The sequence below is a fragment of the Hydrogenobacter sp. T-2 genome, from assembly GCF_033971325.1.
In the GTDB taxonomy this organism is placed as follows: domain Bacteria; phylum Aquificota; class Aquificia; order Aquificales; family Aquificaceae; genus Pampinifervens; species Pampinifervens diazotrophicum.
Window position 1 is genome coordinate 1,469,201 of the sequence record NZ_CP117180.1, and the last position, 11,736, is coordinate 1,480,936.

11 protein-coding genes are annotated in these 11,736 nt (G+C 43.3%); 6 read left to right on the top strand and 5 right to left on the bottom strand.

The window, feature by feature from the left end:
- Complete coding sequence (gene gcvPB / locus IAE16_RS08515; RefSeq protein ID WP_323700397.1) at positions 1-1,437, top strand: aminomethyl-transferring glycine dehydrogenase subunit GcvPB; 1,437 nt, start codon at positions 1-3, stop codon at positions 1,435-1,437.
- On the opposite strand, the gene dnaN is transcribed toward gcvPB, so the two are convergent.
- Positions 1,418-2,503 (bottom strand): DNA polymerase III subunit beta, encoded by a 1,086-nt coding sequence (dnaN, locus tag IAE16_RS08520; protein WP_323700398.1) that lies wholly within the window; start codon positions 2,501-2,503, stop codon positions 1,418-1,420. The genes gcvPB and dnaN overlap by 20 nt on opposite strands.
- Between dnaN and IAE16_RS08525 the strand changes: the two genes are divergently transcribed.
- The 5 genes from IAE16_RS08525 to hisB are packed head-to-tail and all read left to right on the top strand — an operon-like array spanning position 2,502 to position 7,654.
- On the top strand, positions 2,502-3,425 hold the full coding sequence (locus tag IAE16_RS08525; RefSeq protein ID WP_323700399.1) for a radical SAM protein: 924 nt from the start codon (positions 2,502-2,504) through the stop codon (positions 3,423-3,425). The genes dnaN and IAE16_RS08525 overlap by 2 nt on opposite strands.
- A 20-nt stretch (positions 3,426-3,445) precedes the next feature.
- Complete coding sequence (mnmE, locus tag IAE16_RS08530; RefSeq protein WP_323700400.1) at positions 3,446-4,798, top strand: tRNA uridine-5-carboxymethylaminomethyl(34) synthesis GTPase MnmE; 1,353 nt, start codon at positions 3,446-3,448, stop codon at positions 4,796-4,798.
- Positions 4,799-4,813: 15 nt separating this feature from the next.
- Positions 4,814-6,100 carry a transcription termination factor Rho gene (rho, locus tag IAE16_RS08535; protein ID WP_323700401.1) on the top strand — a complete coding sequence of 429 codons (1,287 nt, stop codon included), beginning with the start codon at positions 4,814-4,816 and terminating at the stop codon, positions 6,098-6,100.
- Positions 6,097-7,140: a DNA polymerase III subunit delta gene (gene holA, locus IAE16_RS08540; RefSeq protein WP_323700403.1), complete on the top strand. Its 1,044-nt coding sequence runs from the start codon at positions 6,097-6,099 to the stop codon at positions 7,138-7,140. The genes rho and holA overlap by 4 nt, the downstream gene beginning before the upstream one ends.
- Positions 7,076-7,654 carry an imidazoleglycerol-phosphate dehydratase HisB gene (hisB, locus tag IAE16_RS08545; RefSeq protein ID WP_323700405.1) on the top strand — a complete coding sequence of 193 codons (579 nt, stop codon included), beginning with the start codon at positions 7,076-7,078 and terminating at the stop codon, positions 7,652-7,654. The genes holA and hisB overlap by 65 nt, the downstream gene beginning before the upstream one ends.
- On the opposite strand, the gene IAE16_RS08550 is transcribed toward hisB, so the two are convergent.
- Genes IAE16_RS08550 through IAE16_RS08565 form a run of 4 tightly spaced genes read right to left on the bottom strand, consistent with a single transcriptional unit; the run spans position 7,655 to position 11,626 of the window.
- The gene (locus IAE16_RS08550) at positions 7,655-8,785 is read right to left on the bottom strand and encodes an SPOR domain-containing protein (RefSeq protein ID WP_323700406.1); all 1,131 of its coding nucleotides are present in this window, start codon (positions 8,783-8,785) and stop codon (positions 7,655-7,657) included.
- Complete coding sequence (locus IAE16_RS08555) at positions 8,782-9,372, bottom strand: SPOR domain-containing protein (protein WP_323700408.1); 591 nt, start codon at positions 9,370-9,372, stop codon at positions 8,782-8,784. Before IAE16_RS08555 ends, IAE16_RS08550 begins: the two co-directional genes overlap by 4 nt.
- 23 nt (positions 9,373-9,395) lie before the next feature.
- The gene (locus IAE16_RS08560) at positions 9,396-10,328 is read right to left on the bottom strand and encodes a UDP-glucuronic acid decarboxylase family protein (protein ID WP_323700410.1); all 933 of its coding nucleotides are present in this window, start codon (positions 10,326-10,328) and stop codon (positions 9,396-9,398) included.
- Positions 10,325-11,626 carry a UDP-glucose dehydrogenase family protein gene (locus tag IAE16_RS08565; RefSeq protein ID WP_323700411.1) on the bottom strand — a complete coding sequence of 434 codons (1,302 nt, stop codon included), beginning with the start codon at positions 11,624-11,626 and terminating at the stop codon, positions 10,325-10,327. Before IAE16_RS08565 ends, IAE16_RS08560 begins: the two co-directional genes overlap by 4 nt.
- Positions 11,627-11,736 lie beyond the last annotated feature (110 nt).

Here is an 11,736-nt window from a genome sequence, read left to right on the forward strand (position 1 = left end):
ATGCTAATCTTTGAGCTCTCTTCAAAGGGAAGAAGGGGCTATCGCCTGCCAGAGTTGGACGTAGAAGAGGTTAACCTCAAAGAGCATCTTGGTGAATACTTCCGAGAAGACCTTAAATTTCCAGAGGTCTCCGAGCTTGATGTGGTAAGGCATTATACAAGGCTTTCTCAACTTAACTATGCCATAGATACCACCATGGTTCCTCTTGGCTCTTGCACTATGAAGTATAACCCAAGAATAAACGAAGAGCTTGCAAGACTTGAAGGTTTTTTGAACCTGCACCCTATGACGCCAGAGGACTATGCTCAGGGAACTTTAAAGTTTATGTATGAACTAAAGGAGTTTCTCAAAGAGATAGGTGGCTTTAGAGAGGTTTCTCTGCAACCCGCAGCTGGAGCTCATGGAGAGCTTCTGGGTCTTTTAATGATACTTGCCTATCACAGAGATAGGGGAAATTTCCACAAGAAAAAAGTCCTTGTTCCAGACACCTCTCACGGCACAAACCCTGCAACCGCTTCCTTGTGTGGCTTTGAGGTAATAACGGTAAGGAGCAACAGAGACGGAGAGCTTGATTGGGAAGACTTTCAGAAAAAGCTAAGCGATGAGACCGCATGCCTTATGATAACGAACCCTAACACTTTGGGTATATTTGAGAAAAGGATAAGGGATATAGCGGACGCCCTTCATGAAAGGGATGCCCTCTTGTATATGGACGGTGCTAACATGAACGCCCTTGTGGGGATTGCAAGACCAGGGGAGTGGGGTGTGGATGTGATGCATTTTAATCTTCATAAGACTTTTTCCACACCTCATGGTGGCGGTGGCCCGGGTGGTGGTGCGGTAGGCGTTTCAGAAAGGCTCGTAGACTATATTCCTGTCCCTCATGTGGTCTTTGAGGATGGTAAATACAAACTTGACTGGGATAGACCCAAAAGCGTGGGTAAGCTCCTTGCCTTTTATGGACATGTAGGTGTCTTTGTAAGGGCTTTGGCTTATATACTCTCTTACGGCTCGCAGATAGACTTGGTTTCAAAATACGCTATCCTCAACGCCAGATATTTGAGAACGCTTCTTAAAGACCTCCTACTTGACCCCTATGAGCATGTCCCTTGCATGCATGAGTTTGTCTTGTCCGCTCAAAACCTCTTAAAGTGGGATGTAAAGGCTATGGATGTGGCTAAGGCTCTATTGGATAGAGGCTTTTATGCACCCACCGTATACTTTCCACTTACGGTAAGGGAAGCTCTTATGATAGAACCCACAGAAACGGAAAGTCCTCGGACCCTTGAAAGATTTGCTAAAGCCTTAGAGGAGATAGTAAAGACCGCACAAGAAAACCCCGAGCATCTCAAGTCCTCTCCTCACAAAACGCCAGTGAGAAGAATAAAAGAAGCGGAGGCAAACAGAAAGCCAATTCTTAGAGCCTCATTGGCATAACCACGCAGAGGTATGGATCACTTTCTTTGTCATCGGACTCAATAACCACTGCACTATCTGGGTCCACTATCTTTATCCATACCCTATCCACATCAAAACTGTCAAGGGCTTCAATAAGGTATTTGCCGTTAAAACCTACCTCTATAGGCTCACCGGTATAATCCACATCCACCTCATCCCTTCCCTCTCCATACTCTGGGTCTGATATTTCAAGAAGGGCAACGTGGTCGGAAAAGCTAATCTTTACAGGAAAGGCGGAAGACTCAGCTATGGCGGAAAGTCTCTTTAGACTCTCAAGAAGGGCGGATTTGTTAACAACCACTTCGTGGTTGAAGTGTTTGGGTATGACTATCATATAGTCTGGGTATTCACCTTCCAAAAGCCTTACTGACAGGCTCCAGTCCTCTCCTGTAAAATGGGCAAAGGACTCATCCTTACCACATTGCACAGACCCGATGTAATCTTTCATAAGACCTTGAATGACCTTTAGGCTCTTCCTTGGTATGAGAAGCTCCATAGGGAAAGGAGAATTCCTCCAAAAGAGGGCAAGCCTGTGTCCGTCTGAACCCACAAAGTGAGTCTTCCCATCCACCTCGTGAACATAAAGACCTTGCAGTGCATAACGAGTGTCATCTTTTGATATAGCGTATTCCACTTTGTCTATTGCCTTGATAAGGTCTACCGAAGGAAGCTCTGTGGAGGTTTCTGGTTGAGGAAATTCTGGAAAGTCCTCTGGGTCAAGGGTCGTAAGCCTAAAGGTGCTCCTGCCACCTCCTACAGTTAGCTTGTCTTCCTTTAGCTCAAGGTAAACGGTAGCAACGGACATACTCTTTATCACGTTGGTGAGCTTATCTGCGTTAACTGCTGTTTTACCCTCATCTTCTATCTCTGCGGATATACGCAAGGACAAGAAGTTTTCAAGGTCTGTTGCCTTTAGAGTAAGAAACTCATCCTCTGCGATTAGAAGGAAGTTGTTCAATATGGGTAGAGCGGACTTCTTCTCTGTGGCGTTCTTTGCCTTCTGAAGGGCAGACAAAAATTCTCCCTTGTCTATTCTTAGTTTCATGGTATATATTATAACCCAAACTGTGATGAAGAAATATCCATCCTATCTCAACTTAAGCGAGGAGGAGTGGCTCGCTCGCATAAACAGGGCTCTTGATATGCTCTCTAATTGCCGAGTGTGCCCTCATATATGTGGTGTAAACAGGTTGAGGGACGAAAGGGGGTATTGCAAAACTGGTAGATACGCAATTGTAGCGGACTACTTTCCTCACAGAGGCGAAGAAAAACCCATAAGAGGCAAAAGGGGTTCTGGAACGGTGTTTTTTTCCTATTGCAATATGAGGTGTGTTTACTGTCAAAACTACACCACAAGCCACTTGGGAGAAGGTGAGGAACTAAAACCAGAAGAACTTGCGGAGGTCTTTTTAAAGCTTCAGAGACTTGGCTGTCACAACATAAACCTTGTGAGCCCATCCCACGTGGTGCCTCAGATACTTCAAGCTCTGTATATTGCGGTAAAGGGTGGTCTAATAATTCCTATAGTGTATAACACTTCCTCTTACGACAGCCTTGAAAGCCTTAGGCTTCTTGACGGTATTGTAGACATATATTTGGCGGACTTCAAGTATGGAGATGACCTCGCTGGCAAGAAATACTCAAAGGTAAAGGACTATCACAAGGTAACCCTTCAGGCGATAAGAGAAATGTATAGGCAGGTAGGAGACCTTAAAGTAGACCAAGAAGGCATAGCCATAAGGGGTCTTTTAGTGAGGCATCTCGTCCTGCCCCAAGATGTAGCCAAAACAAAAACTGTGATGGATGAGCTAAGGTCCATCTCACCTCGCATGGCGGTTAATGTAATGGACCAATACATGCCATACTATCAAGCCCACAAGTATCCTGAACTTTCAAGAAGGATAAGCAAAGAGGAATTTAGGAAAGCCCTTGAGCATGCTAAGAGCTTGACGCTTATATTAGACTGAATAAGTTTTTCTAAAAACCCATGGTAAGGCAAAGAGAACCTATAGTTGCCATAGCAACTCCTTTTGGTGAAAGTGCAATTGGAGCCATAAGGCTTTCTGGTCTTGGTGTGTGGGAAAGGATAAAAGAGCTATTTATCCTCAAAGGAAATTTAAAGCCAAGGTATGCACATTTTGTGAAATTAAAGGACAAAGATGGTAGCGTGCTTGATGAGGGAATTTTAATCTTTTACCCATCTCCAAGAAGCTATACAGGTGAGGATATGGTGGAGCTTTTCCTGCATGGAAACCCTCTCATCTTAAAAAAAGCCCTTGAGCTTTTCCTTTCAAAGGGTATAAGGTTGGCAGAGCCTGGAGAATTTACCAAGAGAGCCTTTTTAAACGGAAAGTTGGACCTTCTGCAGGCGGAGGCGGTAGGAGACCTTATTGGTGCTAAGTCCGAGCTGAGTTTAAAGTCCGCCCAAAGACAACTCCAAGGAGAACTCTCTTCTCTTATAAGTTCCCTTAGAAACAGACTTCTTGAGCTTCTTGCCTATGTGGAGGCGGATATAGAGTTTTCGGAAGAGGATATTCCCACTCTAAGCAAGGAGCAAGTAATAAGCCTTCTTAAGGAAATTCTCAAGGACATAGATAAACTTCTCTCAACGGTAAAGACTGGAGAGTTTCTCAGAAGGGGCATAAACCTTGCCATAGTGGGGAAGCCAAACGTAGGTAAATCCTCTCTCTTTAATGCCTTGCTTGGCAAAGAAAGGGCCATAGTTACAGATATTCCCGGGACTACAAGAGACTTTTTGCAAGAAATTCTAACTCTTAAGGGTATACCAGTAAACCTTATAGACACCGCAGGCATAAGATATACCCAAGACCCAGTGGAGAAGATAGGAGTAGAAAGAAGTCTCCAAAAGCTCAAAAGTGCGGACATGGTCCTCTTTGTGGTGGACGTTAGCAGTTCTCTTGAGGAAGAAGACCTTAACATATACTCCATGGTCAAAGACCTTGAGCATATTGTGGTGGCTAACAAGATAGACAAGGGTGTTGTGGAAGAGGTGCTTAGGTCTTTCCCTGAGGCTGTGGGGGTAAGTGCTTTAACTGGCTATGGATTGGAAGAGCTAAAAGACGCCATTTTGCAAAGACTTGGTCTTCATGTAAGTAATAGCTTGCAGGTATACATAACTGTGAGACATGAAAACCTCTTGAAAAAATCCTCAGAGGTGTTAAAATCTTTAATATACAAACTGGAGAGAGAAGAACTGTTTCCAGAGATACTCATGCTTGATTTGAAGGAAGCACTTAACTATTTGGAAGAAATTCTTGGGGTTGTAAGCACGGAGGATATTTTAGGTAGCATATTTGCAAGGTTCTGCATAGGAAAATAAAGGAGGTTTTGGAGCATGGAACAAGTTCAAGAGAAAAAGGTTTATACACTTGAAGAGCTTAAGAAGCTATCTCTGCAGGAGCTACAAAAAATAGGCAGAGAGCTTGAGCTTTCAAGGGTAACGGGGTTGAGGAAGGAGGAGCTTATAGAGAAAATACTCACTGTGCAGGCAAAAGAGGAGGGATTAAACTTTGTAAAGGGTGTATTAGAGATCCTGCCTGAGAGCTATGGCTTTATAAGAAGCTCCGAGAACAATTACATGCCCAACTACACTGATGTCTATGTGGCACCCTCCCAGATAAAAAGGTTTGGACTGAGAACTGGTGATACCATAGTAGGCTTTGCAAGACCGCCACAGGAGAAGGAAAAATACCAAGCTCTTATAAAGATTGAATCCGTTAATGGATTACCACCAGACCCAGATATTCTTAAGGCAAGACCCAACTTTGAAAAACTCACTCCCTACCACCCAACAGAAAGGTTTAACTTAGAAACATCCCCCACAGAACTATCTACAAGGGTTATAAGCCTCATAGCACCCATAGGAAAGGGGCAGAGAGGTATGATAGTGGCACCACCAAAGGCAGGAAAGACAGTGCTTCTACAGAAAATAGCAAAAGCCCTTATACAGAATCATCCTGAGGTGCATCTGATAATCCTGCTTATAGACGAAAGACCAGAAGAGGTCACAGAAATGAGGAGGATAGTGGGAGAGGGTGCGGAGGTGGTTGCCTCTACCTTTGATGAGCCACCAGAAAGACACATGCAAGTGGCGGAGCTGGTTGTGGAAAAGGCAAAGAGGCTCGTGGAGCTAAAGCAGGATGTGGTAATACTCTTGGACTCTATGACCCGTTTTGGAAGGGCAGCCAATGCAGTTACACCTCCCACGGGTAGAGTTTTGACTGGTGGTATAGAAGCTACCGCACTTCAAAGACCTAAAAAGTTCTTTGGTGCTGCACGGAACATAGAAGAGGGTGGCTCTCTAACAATAATAGCAACCGCTCTCATAGAAACTGGTTCAAAGATGGACGATGTTATATACGAAGAGTTTAAAGGCACAGGAAATATGGAAATACACTTAGACAGAAGGCTAATGGAAAGGAGGATATTCCCAGCCATAAACATAGAAAAGTCTGGCACGAGAAAGGAGGAGCTTTTACTTGAGGATTGGGAGCTTCAGAGGATATGGGTCTTAAGGAAATTCTTAGCCACTATGGACGCCATAGAGGCTATGGAGTTTCTTCTTGATAAACTCAAGAAGTTCAAAACCAACAAAGATTTCTTAAAGGCTATGCACTCGTGATAAGCTTGCTTGAATACCAAAAAAACCTCGGAAAGGGGCAGATAAAGGCAGTAAACCTCATACACGGCGAGGAGGAATACCTCATAAAGAGCTTCCTTGACAAGCTAAGGGAAATGATGCCTGTGAGGATTTTGTGGAGTGATGAGCTAAGTCTTGAGGATTTTATCGGTTTTGTAGGCACAGCTGGTATGTTTGCAAAAACAGAGGCTCTATTTATCTACATGGCTGAAGAGTTCTTTAAGGGTATAAAAAACCACAAGAACCTAATTAGCTACTTGGAAAGGTTAAAGGACAAAAAGGTCTTTTTTTACGTGAGTTATAAGTTGAGTGATAAGGACCTTCAAAAGGAGCCTTTTTTGAGTTTGTCAAGGTTAGGTGATGTTATATATGCAGGCAAGCTGGATAAAAGAAAAGTGAGGGAGCTTGTAAAAAACAAACTTCAAAGGGAAGGTATAAGTATAGAAGATTCTGCCCTTGACTATCTTTTAGAAGCAAGTTCTTACCAGCTTCAAATCCTAAGAGCTGAAACAGATAAGCTAATACTCTATGGAAAAAGGAACATAACCCTTGAAGATATCAAGTCTGTGGTAATTGCGGAGCTTGACCTTAGCCTTTTTGACCTGTCTGATGGTTTGTTTCTCAAGGACTACGAGAAAGCTCTAAATTCTATCAACTCTGTTTTAATGGCTGGCATACACCCACTGCAGGTTTTAACTTTTCTTGTAAACTATACTCTAAAACTATACACCGCTAAGACCTTAGTGCAAAGGGGTTGGGAGGTAGAAAAAGCTCTCTCCGAGGTGGGTATAAAACACAAGTTTCAGGTTTTTAACTTTAAAAAATACCTTACAGCTAACTCCCTTGAAAACCTTAGCCTACTAATAAGAAAACTCTACCTTTTGGACATAAGCGTAAAGGTTTACTACTCTGACCCAGCACAAGCTCTAAAGAGATTTGTGATAGAATACATGCTACATGAGGAAGGCACATATAACCAGACAGACACGGGAAACCACAATAGAGCTGACACTGAATCTTGACGGTGTTGGAAACTACAAGGTGGAGACACCCGTAGGTTTTCTAAGCCACATGGTAGAGACCCTTGCAAGACATGGAAGGTTTGATATTGAGCTTTACGCAGAAGGAGATGTGCATGTCTCTTATCATCATACCGTGGAAGACGTGGGTATAGTGCTGGGTATGGCTTTTTTACAGGCTCTTGGAGACAAAAAGGGTATAAATCGCTACGGACATGCTATAGTGCCTATGGACGAAGCTCTTGTTCTTGCAAGCATAGACCTCTCTGGCAGACCCTTATTCTTTTACGAGGACTTAAACCTAAGGGGTAAGATAACAGACTTTGACTTTGAGCTAATATGGGAGTTTTTTAAGGGCTTTGCCTTAGAGAGCAAAAGCACCCTTCACGTTAAGGTTCTTTCTGGCAAAGTTCTTCACCATATAGCGGAAGCGTGCTTTAAAGCCTTAGCCCTTAGCCTCAGACAAGCGGTAAGTATAAGTGGCAACCTTATCCCCTCAACAAAGGAAAGCCTATAGCTATTCATACACAATGAAGCCGTAAAGGTTTAAAGCACGAAGTCTTTCAAGTTCTTTAATGGTTTCCTCCCTGCTCTCAAACTTTCCATAAAGAACTTTAAACACCCCTGCACTTTCCACAACCACCACATCCTTTAGGTTTAACTCCCTTTCTAACCTGTCCTTCCAAGCTTTTGCTGAATTGGCTGAAGAGAATGCACCAACCTGTATTCTATAGAATCTACCCGTTTGCTGAGTAGGTTCCGTAATTTTGGACTTTGTCTGAGTATCCCTATTGGCTTCAGGCGCCCCCACTGGCACTTGCTGTTGTAGAGGTTGGGCTTGCTGAGCTGATTGAGGATGTGGTCTTTCTTGAAATCTTGGTGCATTCTGTAAATTTTGTTCAGCAATAAGAACAAGGCTCAAAAGCTCGTATGCCTGAGACTTTAGCTGACCAGAAACTTGCCTGTCTTCAATAACCCTTCTTATGTAGTCTTTTGCGGAAGTGTAATTACCAAGTTTGTATTCCGCCTTAGCTATACTCAAGTATATGGAAGGGTTAACTATGCCATTACTTATTAGACGCTGATAAACATCCCTTGCAGTCCTATAGTCTCCCTCTTCCTCGTAAAACTGTGCAAGCTCAAACTGGGCATCAAGAAACATAGGGTTGTAAGCAACCGCTCTACGGAGGTTAGCAAGATAGTCCTCTCGCCTATCCATAGCCTGATAGACCTTTGCTAAGGAGTAAAAAGCCATGTGCTTTTGAGGAAATGCTTCGTCTTCAATAACTTCTCTAAGAACCCTTATAGCCCTCTCATAGTCCTTCTGTCTATAGTAGAGCACTCCTAAGTTGAGCTTTGCTTCTGTATATGTTTTATCCACTTGAAGGGCTCTAAGAAAGGCATTCTCTGACTTTTGGTATTCTTGCACCTCCATATAGGCGAGCCCAAGGGCATTCCAAACCTTTGGCTCGTTGGGTGCAAGCTGTGAAGCTCTAAAGAAGTTGGCTATAGCCTCTGAGTAGTTTTTAGCTATGTAAGAGGACATGCCAAGGTCATAAAGATATTGCCACTGGGATTTAGAAACATCTTCTTGCTTTGGAGCACAGGAAAAGATAAAGAGTAAAATTAAGAATGTGAATTTTCTCATTGCTTAACTATAGCACCTCCAAAGACTCCTCTCAGTTTCCTTAGCTCGCTGTTTATATCATCAGTCCTTACCAAAACCCTAACCTTGTAAAAGTTATCCTCCTCAACTATGTTGACCCTATAACCCATTTTTCTTGCTCTTTCCGCAGTTTTCTTTGCACCCTCTTCATTCGCAAAGGCTCCTATTTGAACTGTATAGGTTTTTAAGGTTGCTTTTGCAGCCTCTTTACTTTCTCTAACTTCCTGAGGTTTTTCCTTACCCTTTTCTTCTTTTGCTTTTTGAGAGGGTTCTATCCTCTTTTCCTCCCTTATCTTTTGAGCTATCACATCTTGCTCTTTGGTTTTTGGAGCTTCCTTTGTTTCTTGCTTCCCTTCCTGTTTCTTAACTTCTGCTTTAGGTTCTAACTCTGCAGATGCAGGAGTTTGTTGAGCCTGTGGAGCTTCTTCTCTTTGTGGTGAGGGCTGAACCACAAGGGGCGGTGGCTGAACCTGTTCTTCTTTGGTCTTTAGCCACTCATTCAAACCGAGATAAAAAAACACAAGGGCAACAAGTACTCCAAGAAGTATCACAAGCCTTTCTCTTTTCACAGCTACCCTCCTTTATGATATTATTATAACCCTACAAACCATCTTAAGGTTATTTTTAGACCCTCTTCAAGGGGTATTTGAGGAAACCAACCCAGCAGTTTATTTGCTCTACTTATGTCTGGACATCTTCTAGGTGGGTCATCTTCTCTTGCTGGGAGAAACTCAATCTTTGATGAAGATCCAGAAAGCTCAATAACCCTTTCGGCAAGTTCTAATATAGATACCTCCTCAGGATTTCCCAGGTTTACCACCGTGCCAGCAAGACCTTCTCTAACAGATAGTCTAAAAAGTCCTTCTACAAGGTCATCTATGTAGCAAAAGCTCCTCGTCTGCAAGCCATCTCCATATATGGGTAATGGCTCACCTCTGAGGGCTCTTTCTATAAAGGTGGGTATTACTCTTCCATCATTTCTCCTCATGCGTGGACCGTAGGTGTTAAATATCCTTGCAATTCTCACATCAAGTCCATGTTCTCTGTGATAAGCCATACACAACGCTTCAGAAAACCTCTTAGCCTCATCGTAAACGCTTCTTGGACCCACTGGGTTTACATAGCCCCAGTAGTCTTCTGGTTGAGGATGGACCTGTGCAGAGCCATAGACTTCAGAAGAAGAGGCAAAGACATACCTTGAACCCTTTAGCTTGGCAAAACCCAAAGTGTTGAGAGTGCCAAGGGAGTCTACCTTCATGGTATGTATGGGATGGTTCATATAGTCCACAGGAGACGCAGGACAGGCTAAATGGACTACGAGGTCTACCGGACTTTCCACGTATATGTAGTTAACCACGTTGTAGTGTATAAAGCGAAAGTTTTTCTTTTCAAAAAGGTGGGCTATGTTGTCAGGACTACCTGTAAGGAAGTTGTCCATGCCTATAACATAGAAACCTTCCTTTAAAAACCTCTCCGCAAGATGCGAACCTATAAAGCCTGCCACACCGGTTATCAAAACCCTCATCTTCCCACAGGATAGTATTCAAAACCTAAAGCCCTTACCTCTGATGGTTCGTATACATTTCTGCCATCCACTATAATGGGTAAAGCCATAAGGCTTTTTACCCTTTTTAAGTCCGCTTTTTTAAACTCTTCCCATTCTGTAAGTATAAGCAGGGCTTCCGCATTTTCTACCGCACTGTAGGGGTCTTTTGCATAGCTTATGCCCTTACCTTCCGGAAAGAGGAGTTTGAAGTTCTCCATAGCCTTGGGGTCATAAAGGGAAAGTTTTGCACCCTCCCTTAGTAGCATATCCACTATCTTTATGGATGGTGCTTCTCTTATGTCATCCGTATTGGGTTTAAAGGCAAGCCCCCAAACCGCCAGCTTTTTGTCTTTGACGCTCCAGAAAATACTTTTTACCTTTTCCACAAACCTTATGGGTCTTTCTTGGTTTATCCTGTCTACCTCTTTCAAAAGTCCAAAGTCAAGCCCGTAGTCTTGGGCTATCCTTATAAAAGCCTTCACATCCTTTGGAAAGCAAGAGCCTCCGTATCCTATACCTGCATTGAGAAACTCCCTTCCTATGCGTTTGTCATAGCCCATACCATCCGCAACCAGCTTTATATCCGCACCGGTCTTCTCACAAAGGTCTGCGACCATGTTCATAAAGGATATCTTCATGGCGAGGAAAGAATTGCTTGCATGTTTTATGAGCTCTGCGGTAGCTGGGTCTGTAAAGATTATGGGACAGTTAAAGTCTTTATAGAGATCCTCAAATATCTTCTTTGCCCTTTCGCTTTCCACTCCCACCACTATCCTATCAGGTTTTAGAAAATCCTCTATGGCGGAGCCTTCTCTAAGGAACTCAGGGTTTGACGCCACATCATAGGGTATATCTGGACTTTTTATGTATCTTTGCACTGTCTTTTTTATAAGCTGGTGTGTGTTTACTGGAACGGTGGACTTTTCTATGAGGAGCTTATAAGAGGTCATGAGCTTCGCGGTTTCTCTTGCAACCTCTTCCACCTGTGAAAGGTCCGCAGAGCCATCAGGTCTTTGTGGCGTCCCCACACAGATAAATATCACATCAGAAAACTCAAGCCCTTCTTTTAGGTCTGTGGTAAAGGACAACCTACCAGCCCTTAGAGATTCCTGCATAAGCTCCTCAAGCCCCGGCTCATAGATGGGAGACTTACCAGCCTTCAGGAGCTCCACCTTTTGAGGAATTTTCTCCACCACCATAACCTCATGCCCAAGGTGTGCAAAGCACACGCCCGTTGTAAGCCCTACGTATCCTCCTCCAACTACAGTTAGTTTCATGGCTTATATTTTAAACCATTGAAGTTTAGTCCAATGCGGAGAGTTGCGGATAAATGTCCTTAAAAGAGATGATCCTCAATACTGAAATGATACTCTTCTACCTTGGATTA

Bases quoted from the DNA above. Each gene is read 5' to 3' on its own strand.
- gcvPB (WP_323700397.1), top strand. From the start codon at position 1: ATGCTAATCTTTGAGCTCTCTTCAAAGGGAAGAAGGGGCTATCGCCTG.
- IAE16_RS08525 (WP_323700399.1), top strand. From the start codon at position 2,502: ATGGTATATATTATAACCCAAACTGTGATGAAGAAATATCCATCCTAT.
- dnaN (WP_323700398.1), bottom strand. From the start codon at position 2,503: ATGAAACTAAGAATAGACAAGGGAGAATTTTTGTCTGCCCTTCAGAAG.
- mnmE (WP_323700400.1), top strand. From the start codon at position 3,446: ATGGTAAGGCAAAGAGAACCTATAGTTGCCATAGCAACTCCTTTTGGT.
- rho (WP_323700401.1), top strand. From the start codon at position 4,814: ATGGAACAAGTTCAAGAGAAAAAGGTTTATACACTTGAAGAGCTTAAG.
- hisB (WP_323700405.1), top strand. From the start codon at position 7,076: ATGAGGAAGGCACATATAACCAGACAGACACGGGAAACCACAATAGAG.
- IAE16_RS08550 (WP_323700406.1), bottom strand. From the start codon at position 8,785: ATGAGAAAATTCACATTCTTAATTTTACTCTTTATCTTTTCCTGTGCT.
- IAE16_RS08560 (WP_323700410.1), bottom strand. From the start codon at position 10,328: ATGAGGGTTTTGATAACCGGTGTGGCAGGCTTTATAGGTTCGCATCTT.
- IAE16_RS08565 (WP_323700411.1), bottom strand. From the start codon at position 11,626: ATGAAACTAACTGTAGTTGGAGGAGGATACGTAGGGCTTACAACGGGC.